Origin of the sequence: Streptomyces sp. NPDC002698 (assembly GCF_042888945.1) — a bacterium.
Taxonomy (GTDB): domain Bacteria; phylum Actinomycetota; class Actinomycetes; order Streptomycetales; family Streptomycetaceae; genus Streptomyces.
Genome location: NZ_JBIAQM010000009.1, coordinates 116,700 through 134,942 on the forward strand (window position 1 = coordinate 116,700; position 18,243 = coordinate 134,942).

Below are 18,243 nucleotides of genomic sequence, written 5' to 3' on the forward strand. Positions count from 1 at the left end.
TGCCGGTGTACGCACAGCTTCAGAGAGGGCGCGTGGTGAGTCGGTCGAGTACCCGCCAGATCCCGGTCGTCGTTCTCGCCGGCTTCCTGGGTTCCGGCAAGACCACACTGCTCAACCATCTCCTGCACCGCAGCGGTGGCAGTCGCATCGGAGCCGTCGTCAACGACTTCGGCGCGATCGAGATCGACGCGATGGCCGTGGCCGGAGCGCTCGGTGACTCCACCGTCTCGCTCGGCAACGGGTGTCTGTGCTGTGCGGTCGACGTCAGTGAACTCGATCAATATCTGGACCGGCTTGCTCAGCCCTCCGCCCGGATCGACGTCATCGTCATCGAGGCGAGCGGACTCGCCGAGCCCCAGGAACTCGTACGCATGGTGCTCGCCAGCGAGCACCCGGGGATCGTGTACGGCGGGCTCGTCGAGGTCGTCGACGCCGCCGAGTTCGACGGCACGCGCGAGAGGCATCCCGAGATCGACCGGCACCTCGCTCTCGCCGATCTCGTCGTCGTCAACAAGACCGACCGGGCCGAGGACGCCGGACGCGTACTGGGTGTCGTCCGGGAGCTCGCCGACCGTGCCGCGGTCGTCCCCGCCACCTACGGCCGGGTCGATCCGGAGTTCCTCTTCGACTGCAGGCCCAGCGAGGAGCGCATCGGACAGCTGTCCTTCGACGATCTCCACCGGCACGACGAGGGCGACGGCCGGGCGGACGGTCCGGGAGAGGGCGGTCATGAGGATCACGGCCACCTCGGTCATCTCCACTCCTCCTACGAATCCCTCTCCTTCAGCTCCGCGGCGCCTCTGGGGCCACGGCGGTTGATGGCCTTCCTCGACAGCCGGCCCGAGGGGCTCTACCGGATCAAGGGGTACGTCGACTTCGGCGTCCAGGACATCCGCAACCGGTACGCCGTGCATGCCGTCGGGCGGTTCCTGCGCTTCTATCCGGAACCCTGGACCGACGCGGACGAGCGGCTCACCCAGCTCGTCCTCATCGGCTCCGGGATCGACACGGTGGCGCTGGCCAAGGAGCTGGAGGCATGCAAAGAGGACGCCCCGCATGCCGACGAACACAGCATGTGGGGCGTCCTCCGCTACGTACAGGAGCCCAGCCCGGAGGGCTGACCGCGTACTACACCGGGCCCGCCACCACCGACACCGGCTTGCCGAGCGAGATGCCCGAGCCGTCACGGCGCGGGTCGATGTCCGGCAGGTCGACGGGCATACCGGTCTTCTGCGCCGCGCGTCCCGGCACCGGACCGGCCCAGGCCAGCGACAGGCAGTCCTCGCCCTTCAGGAACCGCTGGCAGCGCACACCACCGGTGGCACGGCCCTTGCGCGGGTACTGGTCGAAGGGAGTCAGCTTCGCCGTGGTCTGGACGGAGTCGTCCAGCGTTCCGCGCGAACCCGCCACCGTGAAGACCACCGCGTCGACCGCCGGGTCGACCGCGGTGAACGAGATCACCTTCGCGCCGTCCGTCAGCTTGATGCCCGCCATGCCGCCCGCGGCACGGCCCTGCGGGCGTACCTGCGAGGCCTGGTAGCGCAGCAGCTGGGCGTCGTCCGTGATGAAGACCAGGTCCTCCTCGCCGGTGCGCAGCTCGACGGCGCCGACGATCCGGTCGCCGTCCTTGAGGGTGATGACCTCCAACTCCTCCTTGTTCGAGGGGTAGTCGGGCACCACACGCTTGACGACACCCTGCTCCGTGCCGATCGCGAGACCCGGCGACGTCTCGTCGAGCGTCGTCAGACAGATCACCGTCTCGTCCGGATCGAGGGAGGGCAGGAACTCCGTGATCGGAGCGCCCCCGGAGAGATTGGGCGCCGACGCCGTCTCGGGCAGCTGCGGCAGGTCGATCACGTTCAGGCGCAGAAGGCGTCCCAGGGACGTGACCACGCCGATCTCGCCGCGTGCCGTCGCGGGCACCGCGGAGACGATCACGTCGTGCTTGGTGCGCTTGCCGTCCGGGTCCTCCCCGAAGGGGTCACCGGTCGCCGTACGCGCCAGCAGCCCCGTGGAGGACAGCAGGACGCGGCACGGGGCGTCGGCGACCTGGAGCGAGACGGTCGCGGCGGGAGTGCCCGCGGACTCCAGGAGAACCGTGCGCCGGTCGGTGCCGAACTTCTTGGCCACCGCGGCCAGTTCGCCGGAGACCAGCTTGCGCAGCTCCGAGTCCGAGTCCAGGATGCCGGTCAGCTCGTCGATCTCGCCGTTGAGGCGGTCGCGCTCCGACTCCAGCTCGATGCGGTCGAAGCGGGTGAGCCGGCGCAGCGGCGTGTCCAGGATGTACTGCGTCTGGATCTCGGAGAGCGAGAAGTGCTCGATCAGGCGTTCCTTGGCCTGCGCCGAGTTGTCGCTGGAGCGGATGAGGCGGATGACCTCGTCGATGTCCAGGAGAGCGACGAGGAGGCCCTCGACCAGGTGCAGCCGGTCCCGCTTCTTGGTGCGGCGGAACTCGCTGCGGCGGCGTACGACGTCGAAGCGGTGGTCGAGATAGACCTCCAGCAGTTCCTTGAGGCCCAGGGTGAGCGGCTGACCGTCCACCAGTGCCACGTTGTTGATGCCGAAGGACTCCTCCATCGGCGTCAGCTTGTAGAGCTGTTCGAGGACCGCCTCCGGCACGAAGCCGTTCTTGATCTCGATGACCAGGCGCAGGCCGTGCGCGCGGTCGGTGAGGTCCTTGACGTCGGCGATGCCCTGCAGCTTCTTCGAGCCGACCAGGTCCTTGATCTTGGAGATCACCTTCTCCGGACCGACCGTGAAGGGCAGTTCCGTGACGACGAGGCCCTTGCGGCGTGCCGTGACGTCCTCGACCGACACCGTGGCGCGGATCTTGAAGGTGCCGCGGCCCGACTCGTACGCGTCCCTGATCCCGGAGAGACCGACGATCCGGCCGCCGGTGGGCAGGTCGGGGCCCGGGACGTGCTTCATCAGCGTCTCGAGGTCGGCACCCGGGTAGCGGATGAGGTGCCGGGCGGCGGCGATGACCTCGCCGAGGTTGTGCGGCGGCATGTTCGTGGCCATGCCGACGGCGATACCCGACGCGCCGTTGACCAACAGGTTCGGGAAGGCGGCCGGAAGGGCCACCGGCTCCCGCTCCTGGCCGTCGTAGTTGGGCGAGAAGTCGACGGTGTCCTCGTCGATCGACTCGGTCATCAACGACGTGGCGTCGGCCATCCGGGCCTCGGTGTAACGCATCGCGGCCGGCGGGTCGTCGTTGCCGAGCGAACCGAAGTTCCCGTGGCCGTCGACCAGAGGCAGACGCATGGAGAAGGGCTGCGCCAGACGCACCAGGGCGTCGTAGATCGACGCGTCGCCGTGCGGGTGCAGTTTACCCATGACCTCGCCGACGACACGGGCGCACTTCACATAGCCGCGGTCGGGGCGCAGGCCCATCTCGTTCATCTGGTAGACGATGCGACGGTGAACCGGCTTCAGGCCGTCGCGGGCGTCCGGCAGGGCTCGCGAGTAGATGACCGAGTACGCGTATTCGAGGAAGGAGCCCTGCATCTCGTCCACGACGTCGATGTCGAGGATCTTCTCCTCGTACGAGTCGTCGGGCGGCGGGGTCTTCGTGCTGCGGCGGGCCATCGCTGCTGCGGCTCCTTCACAGTCTCTGCCGGGGCATGAACGGGTTCTGACGCGCACCATTGTGGACCGCCCCACTGACAACGCCGACCGCGACCCGTCTGTAGCGCCCCTGCGGCGCGCTGCGCGGGCCTCCCGGGGACCGCTCCCGGACGGCCGTCCGGCCCGGTGTCCGGCGGCCCCGAGCGCGTTCGAGACGGTTCCCGGTGGGCTTGCCCAGGTGTGCCGACAACACGCGGAAGTCTCGCTCTCGGCGTACGAGGTGCGGGAACTTCGCCAGCCGTCCGCGCGCTTGCATACAGTGGCAGGACCGACAGGAATGACGTAGTTCCGCGATCGAAGGGACGTACATGCCCATGGGTCACACGGCCACAGCTGAGGCAGGCTCCGGCGGCCTGACAGCGACCGAGCACCGCCTGGCCAACGGCCTGCGCGTGGTGCTCTCCGAGGACCATCTGACCCCGGTCGCCGCGGTGTGCCTCTGGTACGACGTCGGCTCGCGCCACGAGGTCAAGGGCCGGACCGGTCTCGCCCACCTCTTCGAGCACCTGATGTTCCAGGGCTCCAAGCAGGTCCACGGCAACGGTCACTTCGAACTCGTCCAGGGCGCCGGCGGCTCCCTCAACGGCACGACGAGCTTCGAGCGCACCAACTACTTCGAGACCATGCCCACCCACCAGCTGGAGCTCGCCCTCTGGCTGGAGGCCGACCGCATGGGGTCGCTGCTCGAGGCACTGGACGACGAGTCCATGGAGAACCAGCGCGACGTCGTGAAGAACGAGCGCCGGCAGCGTTACGACAACGTGCCGTACGGCACCGCCTTCGAGAAGCTCACCGCGCTCTCGTACCCCGAGGGCCACCCGTACCACCACACCCCGATCGGGTCGATGGCGGACCTGGACGCGGCCACCCTGGAGGACGCCCGCGCGTTCTTCCGCACCAACTACGCGCCCAACAACGCGGTCCTGTCGGTCGTCGGCGACATCGACCCGGAGCAGACGCTCGCCTGGGTCGAGAAGTACTTCGGCTCCATCCCCGGGCACGACGGCAAGCCCGCCCCGCGGGACGGCTCGCTTCCCGACATCATCGGCGAGCAGGTGCGCGAGGTCGTCGAGGAAGACGTGCCGGCGCGCGCCCTGATGGCCGCCTACCGGCTCCCGGAGGACGGCACGCGCGCGTGCGACGCGGCCGACCTGGCGCTCACCGTCCTCGGCGGCGGCGAGTCCTCCCGGCTCTACAACCGGCTCGTACGCCGTGACCGCACCGCCGTCGCGGCCGGGTTCGGCCTGCTGCGGCTCGCCGGAGCGCCCTCCCTGGGGTGGCTGGACGTGAAGACGTCCGGCGACGTCGAGGTCCCGGTCATCGAGGCCGCCGTCGACGAGGAGCTCGCCCGGTTCGCCGAGGAGGGCCCCACGGCCGGTGAGATGGAGCGCGCCCAGGCCCAGTTGGAGCGCGAATGGCTCGACCGGCTCGGCACCGTGGCGGGCCGCGCCGACGAACTGTGCCGTTACGCCGTCCTGTTCGGCGACCCGCAGCTCGCCCTGACCGCCGTGCAGCGCGTCCTCGACGTCACGGCGGAGGAGGTCCGGGAGGCCGCCAAGGCCCGCCTGCGCCCCGACAACCGCGCGGTGCTCGTCTACGAGCCGACCACCGCCGAAGCAGCCGACGCGGCTGACTCCGCCGACGAGACCGACGAGGAGGCGGCGAAGTGACCGAGCTCGCCACCATGGACTTCCACCCGCAGCCCCAGGCCGGCCAGCCGAAGCCGTGGGCGTTCCCCGCCCCCGAGCGGGGCACCCTGGACAACGGTCTGACCGTGCTGCGCTGCCATCGCCCCGGCCAGCAGGTCGTGGCCGTCGAGGTGAACCTCGACGCGCCGCTGGACGCCGAGCCGGCGGGCCTGGACGGCATCGCCACGATCATGGCGCGCGCCTTCTCCGAGGGCACCGACAAGCACTCGGCCGAGGACTTCGCCGCCGAACTGGAGCGCTGCGGTGCCACGCTCGACGCGCACGCCGACCACCCCGGTGTGCGCCTGTCCCTCGAAGTGCCGGTCTCGCGCCTGGCCAAGGCCCTCGGCCTGCTCGCGGACGCCCTGAGGGCCCCCGCGTTCGCGGACAGCGAGGTCGAGCGGCTGGTGACCAACCGGCTGGACGAGATCCCGCACGAGACGGCCAATCCCGCCCGTCGTGCCGCCAAGGAGCTCTCCAAGGAGCTGTTCCCGGCGGGCGCGCGCATGTCGCGCCCCCGCCAGGGCACCGAGGAGACGGTCCAGAACATCGACGCGTCGGCCGTTCGTGCCTTCTACGAGAAGCACGTGCGCCCCGCCACGGCCACCGCGGTCGTCGTCGGTGACCTGACCGGTGTCGATCTCGACGAACTCCTCACCGACACGCTCGGCTCCTGGACCGGCTCGGCCGCCCAGCCGCGCCCCGTGCCGCCGGTGAGCGCCGACGACACCGGCCGCGTGATCATCGTCGACCGTCCCGGCGCCGTCCAGACGCAGCTGCTCATCGGCCGGGTCGGCGCCGACCGGCACGACCGCGTGTGGCCCGCGCAGGTCCTCGGCACCTACTGCCTCGGCGGCACCCTCACCTCGCGCCTGGACCGCGTCCTGCGCGAGGAGAAGGGCTACACCTACGGCGTGCGGGCGTTCGGACAGGTCCTGCGCTCCGCGCCGGACGGCACGGGTGCCGCGATGCTCGCCATCAGCGGCTCGGTCGACACCCCCAACACCGGTCCCGCGCTCGACGACCTGTGGACGGTGCTGCGCACCCTCGCGGCCGAGGGCCTGACCGACGCGGAGCGCGACGTCGCCGTGCAGAACCTGGTGGGCGTCGCGCCCCTCAAGTTCGAGACGGCCGCGGCGGTCGCGAGCACGCTCGCGGACCAGGTCGAGCAGCACCTGCCGGACGACTACCAGGCGACGCTCTACCGGCAGCTGGCCGCCACCGGCACCGTGGAGGCCACCGCGGCGGCCGTGAGCGCCTTCCCGACGGACCGTCTGGTGACCGTCCTGGTGGGCGACGCGGCGCAGATCGCGGAGCCGGTCAGGGCCCTCGGAATCGGTGAAGTCACCGTGGTGGCCGCCGAGTAGAACCGTGCGACGAGGGAGGGCCCTGACGGCTGAAGAGCCGTCAGGGCCCTTCTTTTTTCCGGAAGCCGTTCCCAAGATGTCCGTATTCGTATGACGGTCACCCTTCTGCCCTGTGGGATGCGTTACAAAAATCGTGATCCGTTTGTTGTTCGAAAGTTGCCCCGCTTAGCGTCAGTGCGGCTGTTCGTCACGCAGTGCGCCGCGCCCGCGGCACCGGGCAGTCATCGCCGAGTCCCCCATGACGCGAGTCAGGGGAGCCGGGGACCCACACGTAGTCCCTGGGGTGAATCGGACGCCCTCTCCGGAGGGGGCCCGTAGGAGACCTTCCTGCTCCGAACCCGTCAGCTAACCCGGTAGGCGAGAGGGAAGGAAAGGATCAGCCCCTACATGGCGTTCACCTGTGGCACCGGCAAACACCGTCGTACGAGCCGCGTGCACAGCACGACCACCACGACCGCCGTCGGGGTCGCGGCGCTCACCACCACCGGTGTCATCGGAACCCTGGCCGCCCCCGCGTTCGCCGCGGAAGCCTCCGTCGAGCAGACCGGACTGACCCAGACCGTCACCCTCAACGACACGGTCGCCGACCAGATCGACGCCCAGGCCTTCGCGCAGCTGCGCGCAGCCGACGAGGCCGCCGCGCGCAAGCAGGCCGAGCAGACCGCGCGCAAGCAGGCCGCGGAGCAGGCCCAGAAGCTGCGCGAGACCAAGGAGCGCGCCGCCCGCGAGGCCGAGCGCAAGCGCCTGAACACGTTCGTCATGCCGATCACCGGTTCGTACGTCTCCACCGGCTACCAGGCCAGCAGCAGCCTCTGGTCGTCCGGCAGCCACACCGGAGTCGACTTCCACGCCGCGACCGGCACGCCGGTCCACTCCGTCGGTGCCGGCACGGTCGTCACGGCCGGAGACGGCGGCGCGTACGGCAATCAAGTCGTGATCAAGATGCACGACGGCACGTACACCATGTACGGCCACCTCTCGTCCATCGGTGTGTCCGTGGGTCAGACGGTCACTCCGGGGCAGCAGATAGCCCTCTCGGGGGACACCGGCAACACCACCGGTCCGCACCTTCACTTCGAGGCCCGTACGACCGCCGAGTACGGATCGGACATGAACCCGGTCGCGTACCTGCGCTCGCACGGCGTCAACCTCTGACGACCGCTTCGCGGCTTCTTCGCCGCTTTCGATGCCCTGGCTCACCGAGCCGGGGCATCGTCGTTTCCGGACGCCGTCTGTCCAAAAAATATCCATGGATTCAGACCTGCCATCGGAAATTCAGGCTTCCTGCAATAGAGTCACTGAACAAGCGTCAATCGACGGCGTTTCACGGGGATTAAAGCGGAGGTCGGTCATGCGTATTCCGGCGCACTCGGTGTGCACGGCGATCCGTGACGACATCGTCGCGGGTGTCTACGAGCGCGGCGGCCGCCTCACCGAGGAACTGCTCGCGCGCCGATACGGCGTCTCGCGCGTCCCCGTGCGCGAGGCCCTGCGCACGCTGGAGGCCGAGGGGTTCGTGGTCACCCGCCGGCACGCGGGCGCGTGTGTCGCGGAGCCCTCCGAACTGGAGGCCGCGGACCTCCTGGAGATGCGCATGCTGCTGGAACCGCTGGGTGCCGCGAGGGCCGCGCAGCGGCGCACGGAGGCCCACCTGAAGGTGCTGCGAGGTCTGGTCAGGCTGGGGCAGGAGCGCTCCAGGCGAGGCCACAGCGAGGATCTGCGCTCGTTGGGCGGCTGGTTCCACGAGACGCTCGCGCAGGCGTCCGGCAGCCCCGCGCTCACCTCGACGCTCGCCCAGCTGCGCCACAAGATCGCCTGGATGTACTCGGTGGAGGCGCCGGCCGACCCCGCGGAGTCCTGGGCCGAGCACGGCGGCATCGTGGACGCGGTCGCCCGCGGGGACAGTGAGCGGGCCCGCGCGATCACGGCCCTGCACACCGAGCGCGCCACGGCCGCGCACCGGCTCCGATTTCCCGGCGGCGACCGGCCGGACCGTGTGAGAAGTTCGCAACATCCCGTAAACATGACGGGCCCGCGTCATTAACACGGGCGCCGTATACAAAGAGGGATATTCGGCAGGGGCTCATTCTGATGCCCTTTTACGCGTGTGTCCGGAATTTCGGCGCACGCCATTCCCGCGGCCATGGCGCGAGGTCGTACGTGCCATGCGGGGAATTCCGGGCGAGGGTACGGAAAAACGGCCGAGCCGCGCCATCCGGTGAAGGGGGGCGCGGCTCGGCCGTGTGTCCGGGTGCCTCGTGGGCGGCTCAGACGGTCTCGGGGAGCTCGTCGAGCCCCTCGGCGACCAGCTTCGCCAGACGGTCGAGAGCGGCATCCGCGCCCTCGGAGTCCGATGTGAGGACGATCTCCTCGCCGCCCTGGGCGCCCAGGCCGAGGACCGCGAGCATGGAGGCCGCGTTGACGGGGTCCCCGTCGGCCTTGGCGATCGTCACGGGGATGCCGGAAGCCGTGGCGGCCCGGACGAAGATGGAGGCGGGGCGGGCGTGGAGGCCCTCGGTCCAGCCGACGTTGACGCGGCGCTCAGCCATGTGATGCTGCCCTTCGGGTGTTCAGGGTTGTCTAGACCATTCTTTCATATCGCGAGGCGTGCCCGGACTGTCCCGGACCTCGCCCGCCGCGGTGTCGGCCGAGGACCCGTTCCGACGCCCGTCACCCTCAGACTGCCTCGCGCCGTTGTCGTACGCGAGCCGTACTCTGGGGCCCATGCAGACCTCGGCGGACCGGCACGAGTACCCAGCCCACTGGGAGGCCGACGTGGTGCTGCGCGACGGCGGCACCGCACGCATCAGGCCCATCACCGTCGACGACGCCGAACGTCTGGTCAGCTTCTACGAGCAGGTGTCGGACGAGTCGAAGTACTACCGCTTCTTCGCGCCCTATCCGCGGCTGTCCGCCAAGGACGTCCACCGCTTCACCCACCACGACTTCGTGGACCGCGTGGGTCTCGCGGCCACGGTGGGCGGTGAGTTCATCGCCACCGTGCGCTACGACCGGATCAACGCCGACGGCATGCCCGCCTCCGCGCCCGCCGACGAGGCCGAGGTCGCCTTCCTCGTGCAGGACGCCCACCAGGGCCGCGGTGTCGCCTCCGCGATGCTCGAGCACATCGCCGCGGTGGCCCGCGAGCGCGGCATCCGCCGCTTCGCCGCCGAGGTGCTGCCCGCCAACAACAAGATGATCAAGGTGTTCACGGACGCCGGATACACCCAGAAGCGCAGCTTCGAGGACGGTGTCGTACGCCTGGAGTTCGACCTCGAACCCACCGACCGGTCCCTGGCCGTGCAGCGTGCGCGGGAACAGCGCGCCGAGGCCCGCTCCGTGCAGCGGCTGCTCGCCCCCGGCTCCGTCGCCGTCATCGGCGCCGGGCGCACACCCGGCGGGGTCGGCCGCAGCGTCCTCGACAACCTCCGGGAAGCCGGGTTCACCGGACGCCTGTACGCCGTGAACGCGGCCCTCCAGGAGAAGGAACTCGACGGAGTCCCGGCCCACCGCTCCATCAGGGACATCGCCGAACCCGTCGACCTCGCCGTCGTCGCCGTGCCCGCCGAACACGTCCCCGGGGTCGTGACGGAATGCGGCGAACACGGCGTGCAGGGACTGGTGGTGGTCTCCGCCGGCTACGCCGAGAGCGGCCCCGAGGGACGCGAGCGCCAGCGCGAGCTCGTGCGGCACGCGCGCACGTACGGGATGCGCATCATCGGGCCCAACGCCTTCGGTGTCATCAACACGTCGCCCGACGTGCGCCTGAACGCCTCGCTCGCCCCCCAGATGCCCCGCCCCGGACGCATCGGCCTGTTCGCGCAGTCCGGAGCCATCGGCATCGCCCTGCTGTCCCGGCTGCACCGGCGCGGTGGAGGCGTCACGGGTGTGACCGGCGTGTCGACCTTCGTCTCCTCCGGGAACCGCGCGGACGTCTCCGGCAACGACGTACTGCAGTACTGGTACGACGACCCGGACACCGACGTCGCCCTGATGTACCTCGAATCCATCGGCAACCCGCGCAAGTTCACCCGGCTCGCGCGGCGGACGGCGGCCGCGAAGCCGCTGGTCGTGGTCCAGGGGGCACGGCACGGCGGGGCCGCTCCCCAGGGGCACGCGGTGCGGGCCACACGGCTGCCGCACGCCACCGTGTCCGCGCTGCTGCGCCAGGCCGGAGTGATCCGGGTGGACACGATCACCGAACTCGTCGACGCGGGCCTGCTCCTGGCCCGTCAGCCGCTTCCCCGGGGCCCCCGCGTGGCGATCCTCGGGAACTCCGAGTCCCTGGGGCTGCTGACGTACGACGCGTGTCTCGCCGAGGGACTCAGGCCGCTGCCGCCCCGGGACCTGACCACGGCGGCCTCGGCGGAGGACTTCCACCGGGCGCTGTCCCAGGCGCTCGCCGACGACGGCTGCGACGCCGTCGTCGTGACGGCCATACCGACGGTGGGGGAGACCCCGGCCGCCGACGCGGCACTCGCCGAGGCGCTCCGCTCCTCCGCCCTGGCGGCTCCGGCGAAACCCGTGCTCGTGGTGCACGTCGAACTGGGCGGACTCGCCGAAGCCCTGTCCGCCGCCGCGAGTACCGCCCCGCAGGCCCCCGCGACGGCACCCGGCGCGGCGCCCGGTGCCCGCTTCCACCCCTCGGACCGGTCGCCCGCCGCGGTCCGTGCCGAGCCCGCGCCGGACTCCCGGCTCATCCCCGCCTACCCCGCCGCCGAACGTGCCGTCCGTGCCCTCGCCGAGGCCGTCAAGTACGCCCAGTGGCGCACGGACGCCGGCGAGCCCGGCAAGGTGCCCGAGTACGAGGACATCGACGAGAAGGGCGCCGCCCGGCTGATCGACGACCTCCTCGCGCGCGGGGAGGGTCTGACCCTGGGAGGCGAGCAGACGGCGGTGCTGCTCGGGCTGTACGGCATCGACGTGCACAGTGCCCTGCCCGCCCCCACTCCGGACGACGCGGTGGCGGCCGCGCACTCCATCGGATACCCCGTGGCCCTCAAGACCACCGCCCCGCACCTCCGGCACCGCGCGGACCTCGGCGGCGTACGCCTGGACGTGGCGGACGAGGAGCAGCTGCGCCGGGCGTACGCGGAGCTGACCGAGCTGTTCGGGCCACCCACGGTGCTGCGCCCGGTCGTGCAGGCGATGGCGCCGCGCGGTGTCGACACGGTCGTCCGCGCGGTGATCGACCCGGCGGCCGGGGCGGTCCTCTCCTTCGGGCTCTCCGGAGCCGCCTCCGAACTGCTCGGGGACACCGCCCACCGGCTGATCCCGGTCACCGACCGGGACGCGGCCTCGCTGGTCCGGTCGATCAGGACGGCACCGCTCCTGTTCGGCTGGCGGGGCTCCGCGCCGGTCGACACGGCGGCCCTCGAAGAGCTGATGCTGCGCATCTCCCGGCTGGTCGACGACCACCCGGAGGTCGTCGCGGTCTCGCTGGAGCCGGTGGTGGTCGCCCCGGCCGGTCTGAGCGTCCTCAGCGCCACGGTACGGCTGGCCCGCGCCCCGCTCCGGGACGACCTCGGCCCCCGGACACTGCCTGTCGTCTGAGCCGTCTGAGCAGTCCGATCCGCCTGAGCCGTCCGGGCCGTCCGAGTCGTGCGGGGCGCCGGAAGAGGGTGGCACTGTGACGGCGGGCACCCCGACCGGACGCCTGCCGTGCCCGCGTCGCACCGGTCACCCTGCGCGATTCGGTCTGATCCGTCCACGACAGACCCGAGCGAGCGGTGCCTCGCAGTCAGTGGGCCCCCGTAGGATGGACGGCATGGCCAAGACCAGTACGACGACCCAGGGGCTGCGAGCGGCGATCGAGCGCAGCGGCTACTACCCGGCCCTCGTGGCCGAGGCGGTGGAGGCCGCGATCGGCGGCGAGACCATCCGGTCGTACCTGGTCCACCAGGAGACGACGTTCGACGCGAACGAGGTACGGCGGCACGTCACCGTGCTGGTCCTCACCGGCAACCGTTTCATCGTGAGCCACACGGACGAGCAGAACGCGGACACCACCTCCCCGACCCCGTACGCCACGACCTCGACGGAATCGGTCAAGCTCGGCCGGATCTCCTCGGTCGTCGTCAGCCGCGTCGTCGCGAACCCGGAGTCGTACACGCCCGGCACCCTGCCCCGTGAAGTGGTCCTGACCATCGGCTGGGGCGCCGTCTCCCGCCTCGACCTGGAGCCGGCCGCCTGCGGTGACCCCAACTGCGAGGCCGATCACGGCTACACCGGCAACTCGACGGCGGACGACCTGAGCCTGCGGGTCAGCGAGGCGGGCGACGGTCCGGAGACCGTCCGCCAGGCCCTCGCCTTCGCGCAGTCCCTCTCCGAAGCGACCGCGGACGTCGCCCGCTGATGGCCCTGCACACCTGGGATCACCCGGAACCGCTCGCCGTCGACTCCGCGCCCGTCCCGGAGTACGGCGCCGGTTCGCTGGCCGATCTGCTCCCCACGCTCGCCGCCGGCATGTCCGTGCCCGGCACGACCGCCGCCATATCCGAGCTGACCGCGGCCGACCGGAACTGCGTGTTCCTGATCGACGGTCTCGGCTGGGAGCAGCTCAAGGCTCACCCGGACGAGGCCCCCTTCATGACGTCGCTGCTGGCGTCCTCGCGCGGCGGTACGGGACGCCCGATCACCGCCGGCTACCCGGCCACCACCGCGACCTCCCTCGCCTCTGTGGGCACCGGCCTGCCCCCGGGCGCCCACGGCCTGCCCGGCTACACCGCGCGCAACCCCGCCACCGGCGAGCTGATGAACCAGCTCCGCTGGAACCCGTGGACCGAGCCGCGCGCCTGGCAGCCCTATCCCACGATCTTCCAGCTGGCCGACGCGGCCGGTGTGCACACCGCCCAGGTCTCCTCGCCGACCTTCCAGAACACTCCGCTGACGAAGGTCGCGCTGAGCGGCGGGACGTTCCACGGCCGCCTGTCCGGCGAGGAGCGCATGGACTTCGCCGCCGAGCAACTGTCCGCCGGTGACCGCTCGTTGGTCTACACGTACTACGCGGAGGTGGACGGCAAGGGCCATCGCTTCGGCGTCGACTCCGACCCCTGGCGCGGCCAGCTCATGTACGTCGACCGGCTGGTCCAGCGCCTCGCGGAGCAGTTGCCGCCGCGCACGGCCCTGTATGTCACCGCCGACCACGGCATGATCGACATCCCGTTCGACGAACAGCACCGCATCGACTTCGACGAGGACTGGGAGCTGCGCGCCGGTGTCGCCCTGCTGGGCGGAGAGGGCCGTGCCCGTCATGTGTACGCGGTCCCGGGCGCCGAGGCGGACGTGCTGACCTGCTGGCGCGAAGTGCTGGGCGAGCAGTTCTGGGTCGCCTCCCGTGACGAGGCGATCGATGCGGGCTGGTTCGGTCCGCGGGTCGACGAGCGGGTCTACGCCCGGCTGGGTGACGTCATCGCCGCCGCCCGGGACGACGTCCTGATCACCGCGTCGGAACGGGAGCCGAAGGAGTCGGTGATGGTCGGCAACCACGGCTCGATGACCCCGGTCGAGCAGTTGGTGCCCCTCCTCCAAGTACGCTCCTGACGTCCTCCCCCTTCCCTGTTGCCGAAAGGTGCTCAACTTCCCATGCCCGAGCTGGTGTTCTTCTCCGGAACGATGGACTGCGGGAAGTCCACGCTGGCTCTCCAGATCGAGCACAACCGCTCGGCGCGGGGGCTGCAGGGCATGATCTTCACGCGTGACGACCGCGCGGGCGAGGGCAAACTCTCCTCGCGCCTCGGCCTGGTCACCGACGCGGTCGAGGTCGGAGACGACCAGGACCTGTATGCCCATCTGGTGGACCACCTCTCGCAGGGCGGCCGGGCCGACTACGTGATCGCGGACGAGGCGCAGTTCCTGGCCCCCGCGCAGATCGACCAGCTGGCCCGTGTGGTGGACGACCTGGACGTCGACGTCTTCGCCTTCGGGATCACCACCGACTTCCGGTCCAAGCTCTTCCCCGGCTCCCAGCGCCTCGTCGAACTCGCCGACCGGGTCGAGGTGCTCCAGGTCGAGGCCCTGTGCTGGTGCGGCGCCCGCGCCACGCACAACGCCCGCACCGTGGGCGGTGAGATGGTCGTCGAAGGCGCCCAGGTGGTCGTCGGTGACGTCAACCAGCACGAGAGCATCGGCTACGAGGTCCTGTGCCGCCGGCACCACCGGCGCCGTATGACAGCCGCCACGGCCCGCGCGAGCGCCCTGTCCCCCGACGTCCTGCCGATCGCTTCGGTCTGAGGCCGTCCCGGAACTCCGTCTCCGGAAAGCTGCCGTCCCTGAGATCCGCAGGGTCAGGAGAGCCGCCGGGTCACGGGACGGCGTGGATCAGGGAGAAGACGGCGCCCTCCGGATCCGCCACCGTCGCCACGCGGCCGTACGGGGAGTCGTGGGGCGCCCGGAGGAGGCGTCCGCCGAGCTCCGTGACGAGGCGGACGGTGTCGTCCGGTTCGGCGGCCTCGAAGTACGTCAGCCAGTGCGGGCCCCGGTCGCGCGGCAGGGTGTTCCCGACGCCGTGGACGCCGGCCACCGGCCGTCCGTCGATGTGCAGGGTCACGTAGTCGAAGCCGGGCGAGACGGCCGGTTCCAGGTCGTAGCCGAAGACCGCCTGGTAGAACTTGACGACGCTCTCCGTGTCGCGCGTCACGAGCTCGTTCCACGCCGGGGTGCCCGGCACGCCGGTGAGCTCCGTGCCCAGGTGGGCCACCCTCTGCCAGATCCCGAAGACCGCGCCCGACGTGTCGGAGGCGATCGCCAGGCGGCCGGCCTCGGCGGCGTCCAGCGGTCCCACGCCCACGGTTCCCCCGCTGTACCGCACCTTCTCGGCGGTCCGGTCCACGTCCGTCGACGCGAAGTAGGGCGTCCAGGCGATCGGCAGATGCCGGTCGGGCGGCAACTGGCCGATGCCGGCCACCTCGCGGCCGTCGAGCAGCGCCCGGGCGTAGGGGCCGAGCTGCGGGGGGCCGGGCTGGAACTCCCAGCCGAACAGCGCTCCGTAGAACTCCTGGGTCGCGGCCGTGTCATGCGCCATCAGGCTCACCCAGCAGGGTGTCCCGGGCGTGTGCCGAGCGTGCGTGGTGCCGTTCGGGCCGGCCGATTCCCGTGCCTCGGTCATCGTCACTCTCTTCTCGGCCCCTCGCGGTGGCCGGTCACCTTCCGCTTGCGAACACGCGTACTCAGTCGCGTGCGTGCGCGCCCGTACCGATGCTCGCACCACCGGTCGTGCCGGAGGTCCCTCCCGCGCCGCGGTCGAGCGGTGCGGGAACGGACGACGTCCGATCCGCCGCCTCTCGTCCGTCGCGGAGCGATTGCCGTGCGGTGCCCATCGGTTGTACAGCATGTGCCCGATCCCGTACGCCTGGTGATCGGACCTGCCCGGCGGAGCAGAGTAGCCGGACATGGACGAAGCGGCCACCCCGTGCGCAAGGATGGGGCCATGAACGCCATCATCACGGCACCCGAACTCGCCAGTGACCTGGCGGGGCCGACCCCGCCGGTCCTCCTCGACGTCCGCTGGCGGTTGGGCGGTCCCAACCTGCGCTCCGAGTACGAGAACGCGCACATCCCCGGTGCCGTCTTCGTCGATCTGGATTCCGAACTCGCTGGTCCGGCCGGTGCGGCGGGCCGGCATCCGCTCCCCGACCCCGAGGTCTTCGGCGCGGCGATGAGGGCCGCGGGAGTGTCCCGGAACCGCGATGTCGTCGTGTACGACGGCGGGCAGGGCTGGGCGGCCGCGCGCGCCTGGTGGCTGCTGGGCCATTCGGGTCATCCGTCGGTACGCGTGCTTGACGGCGGGTTCGCCGCCTGGAGCGGGCCGGTCTCCTCGGAGGTCCCCTCGCCGGCGCCCGGAACGTTCGCACCGACGGCCGGCGCCCGGCCGTCGCTCGACGCGGACGGGGCGGCCGCGCTCGCCCGCACCGGGCTGCTGCTGGACGCCCGCGCGGGGGAGCGGTACCGGGGCGAGGTCGAGCCGATCGATCCGGTCGGCGGTCACATCCCGGGTGCCGTGTCCGCGCCGACCACCGAGAACGTCACGGAGGACGGACGGTTCCTGCCGGCGGACGAACTCGCCGACCGCTTCAAGTCACTCGGGGTGACACCGGCGTCCGAGGTCGGCGTCTACTGCGGTTCCGGCGTCTCGGGCGCCCATGAGGTGCTGGCCCTCGCCGTGGCCGGCATTCCCGCGGCGCTGTACGTGGGTTCGTGGTCGGAGTGGTCCCAGGACACGGACCGCCCCGTCGCGGTGGGCCCCGACCCGCAGTGACACTCGTAGTGACCCCCGCGGTGGCGAGCTCGGGGACGCCGGGGGAGGACCACCCGTAGGAACGCTGCGGGGACGCCCACGGGAACACGCGCATGACGACGGGGACCGCACCGCATCGGTGCGGTCCCCGTCGTCATGGAACCGGCGAATCCCGCTTCTTCTGGCTAGTCCTGCTTCTTACGGCGTGTGCCGAAGACGATCTCGTCCCAGCTCGGGACCGCCGCTCTGCGGCCCGGACGGACGCCGTCGGCCTCGGCCTGGCGGTCGGTCGCGCCGACCAGCCGGTCGCGATGGCTGCCCACCGAGCGGGGCATGAGCACGTCCGCGTACGCGGAACCGGCACCCGCCGAGGCGGCGGGAGCCGGGGGCTCCTCCTCCTCGGGCTCGGGGACGGGCTCCTCGGCCGCGGGGCGCTCGGCGGGGGCGGGCCGCTCGGGCACCACCATGTCGCCCCGGAAGCTGGGCACCGCCTCCAGAAGGCTGGTCAGCGAGTCCCGGTCCTCCGCCTCTTCGGAGGATTCCGGGGACGCCGGGGGCAGACTCGGCCGCTCCGCCTGGCGGTCCAGGGCACGGTCCAGCGGACGGTCACGGGGCAGCCGGGCGATCCGCGGTACGAACGGGAAGCTCGGCTCGGGCGCGGCGAGGTCGTCGGACTCGCCGATCAGCGAGCGCGCCTCGTCGTCGACGGCCTGGACGAGCCGCCGGGGCGGGTCGTAGGTCCAGCTCGCCGCGTGCGGTTCGCCCGCGACCCGGTAGACCAGCATGACTTCCCAGGTGCCGTCGTCGCGGCGCCACGAGTCCCACTGGACGGTGTCCTTCTCGGCGCCCCGGATCAGCAGCCGTTCCTGGACGGCCTCACCGAGCTGGGGACCGGCGTTCTCGCCGGGGCGGCGGACGGGAGTCTTCCTGGCGCGCTCGGCCATGAAGGCGCGCTCGGCCAGCACGGGTCCCTCGAAACGGCGTACGCGATCGACGGGGATGCCGGCGAGCTGGGCGACTTCCTCCGCGGAGGCACCGGCGCGTATACGCGCCTGGATGTCGCGGGGGCGGAGATGGCTCTCCACCTCGATCTCGATCTGGCCGAGGCGGGGACGGTCGCCGCGTACGGCGGCGCGCAGCCGCTCGTCAATCGGAAGCGTGTATTCCGTACTGTCCGCAGCCTTCAGCACCAGCCGTGTGCCGTCGTTAGAGACGGCCACGACACGCAGTTCGGGCATGGGGACCTCCCGGGTGGTGCCTGCCGACGTCACGTGCGTCGCTGCTTCCGCTAGTCGAGTGTGGCCTGCCCGGGTGCAGCCTGCCACAA

At 71.2% G+C, this 18,243-nt stretch carries 14 protein-coding genes and 1 riboswitch; of the genes, 10 read left to right on the forward strand and 4 right to left on the reverse strand.

What is annotated here, in order from left to right; translation table 11 throughout:
* Window positions 1-35: 35 nt before the first annotated feature.
* The gene (locus ACFYW9_RS15760) at window positions 36-1,121 is read left to right on the forward strand and encodes a CobW family GTP-binding protein (RefSeq protein ID WP_389149865.1); all 1,086 of its coding nucleotides are present in this window, start codon (window positions 36-38) and stop codon (window positions 1,119-1,121) included.
* Window positions 1,122-1,128: 7 nt separating this feature from the next.
* Here ACFYW9_RS15760 and ACFYW9_RS15765 read toward each other — a convergent pair whose 3' ends face one another.
* A complete protein-coding gene (locus tag ACFYW9_RS15765) occupies window positions 1,129-3,588 on the reverse strand; it encodes a DNA topoisomerase (ATP-hydrolyzing) subunit A (RefSeq protein ID WP_389149868.1) in 2,460 nt (819 codons plus the stop codon).
* Between the two features lie 347 nt (window positions 3,589-3,935).
* Between ACFYW9_RS15765 and ACFYW9_RS15770 the strand changes: the two genes are divergently transcribed.
* The 4 genes from ACFYW9_RS15770 to ACFYW9_RS15785 all read left to right on the forward strand — a co-directional run bounded on the left by ACFYW9_RS15770 (window position 3,936) and on the right by ACFYW9_RS15785 (window position 8,726).
* A complete protein-coding gene (locus ACFYW9_RS15770; RefSeq protein WP_389149871.1) occupies window positions 3,936-5,297 on the forward strand; it encodes a M16 family metallopeptidase in 1,362 nt (453 codons plus the stop codon).
* Complete coding sequence (locus tag ACFYW9_RS15775) at window positions 5,294-6,682, forward strand: pitrilysin family protein (RefSeq protein ID WP_351868259.1); 1,389 nt, start codon at window positions 5,294-5,296, stop codon at window positions 6,680-6,682. The genes ACFYW9_RS15770 and ACFYW9_RS15775 overlap by 4 nt, the downstream gene beginning before the upstream one ends.
* 215 nt (window positions 6,683-6,897) lie before the next feature.
* A riboswitch (cyclic di-AMP (ydaO/yuaA leader) is annotated at window positions 6,898-7,057 on the forward strand.
* A gap of 12 nt (window positions 7,058-7,069) precedes the next feature.
* The gene (locus ACFYW9_RS15780) at window positions 7,070-7,837 is read left to right on the forward strand and encodes a peptidoglycan DD-metalloendopeptidase family protein (RefSeq protein WP_351868262.1); all 768 of its coding nucleotides are present in this window, start codon (window positions 7,070-7,072) and stop codon (window positions 7,835-7,837) included.
* A 196-nt stretch (window positions 7,838-8,033) separates the two neighbouring features.
* On the forward strand, window positions 8,034-8,726 hold the full coding sequence (locus ACFYW9_RS15785; RefSeq protein ID WP_326785057.1) for a GntR family transcriptional regulator: 693 nt from the start codon (window positions 8,034-8,036) through the stop codon (window positions 8,724-8,726).
* A gap of 223 nt (window positions 8,727-8,949) precedes the next feature.
* On the opposite strand, the gene ACFYW9_RS15790 is transcribed toward ACFYW9_RS15785, so the two are convergent.
* The gene (locus ACFYW9_RS15790; RefSeq protein WP_387300857.1) at window positions 8,950-9,231 is read right to left on the reverse strand and encodes an HPr family phosphocarrier protein; all 282 of its coding nucleotides are present in this window, start codon (window positions 9,229-9,231) and stop codon (window positions 8,950-8,952) included.
* A 175-nt stretch (window positions 9,232-9,406) separates the two neighbouring features.
* Between ACFYW9_RS15790 and ACFYW9_RS15795 the strand changes: the two genes are divergently transcribed.
* The 4 genes from ACFYW9_RS15795 to ACFYW9_RS15810 all read left to right on the forward strand — a co-directional run bounded on the left by ACFYW9_RS15795 (window position 9,407) and on the right by ACFYW9_RS15810 (window position 14,914).
* Window positions 9,407-12,235, forward strand: coding sequence for a GNAT family N-acetyltransferase (locus ACFYW9_RS15795; protein ID WP_389149878.1), 2,829 nt, complete (start codon window positions 9,407-9,409; stop codon window positions 12,233-12,235).
* A 214-nt stretch (window positions 12,236-12,449) separates the two neighbouring features.
* On the forward strand, window positions 12,450-13,037 hold the full coding sequence (locus ACFYW9_RS15800) for a DUF5998 family protein (protein ID WP_351868269.1): 588 nt from the start codon (window positions 12,450-12,452) through the stop codon (window positions 13,035-13,037).
* Window positions 13,037-14,224: a nucleotide pyrophosphatase/phosphodiesterase family protein gene (locus tag ACFYW9_RS15805; RefSeq protein ID WP_351868272.1), complete on the forward strand. Its 1,188-nt coding sequence runs from the start codon at window positions 13,037-13,039 to the stop codon at window positions 14,222-14,224. Before ACFYW9_RS15800 ends, ACFYW9_RS15805 begins: the two co-directional genes overlap by 1 nt.
* 42 nt (window positions 14,225-14,266) lie before the next feature.
* Window positions 14,267-14,914, forward strand: coding sequence for a thymidine kinase (locus ACFYW9_RS15810; protein ID WP_351868275.1), 648 nt, complete (start codon window positions 14,267-14,269; stop codon window positions 14,912-14,914).
* 70 nt (window positions 14,915-14,984) lie between these two features.
* Here ACFYW9_RS15810 and ACFYW9_RS15815 read toward each other — a convergent pair whose 3' ends face one another.
* Window positions 14,985-15,788 (reverse strand): VOC family protein, encoded by an 804-nt coding sequence (locus ACFYW9_RS15815; RefSeq protein ID WP_351868278.1) that lies wholly within the window; start codon window positions 15,786-15,788, stop codon window positions 14,985-14,987.
* A gap of 321 nt (window positions 15,789-16,109) precedes the next feature.
* Here ACFYW9_RS15815 and ACFYW9_RS15820 point away from each other — a divergent pair, with 321 nt between their 5' ends.
* Window positions 16,110-16,937, forward strand: coding sequence for a sulfurtransferase (locus tag ACFYW9_RS15820; RefSeq protein WP_389149884.1), 828 nt, complete (start codon window positions 16,110-16,112; stop codon window positions 16,935-16,937).
* Window positions 16,938-17,101: 164 nt separating this feature from the next.
* Here the strand turns inward: ACFYW9_RS15820 and sepH are convergent, their stop codons facing one another.
* Complete coding sequence (sepH, locus tag ACFYW9_RS15825; protein WP_328447172.1) at window positions 17,102-18,187, reverse strand: septation protein SepH; 1,086 nt, start codon at window positions 18,185-18,187, stop codon at window positions 17,102-17,104.
* Window positions 18,188-18,243 lie beyond the last annotated feature (56 nt).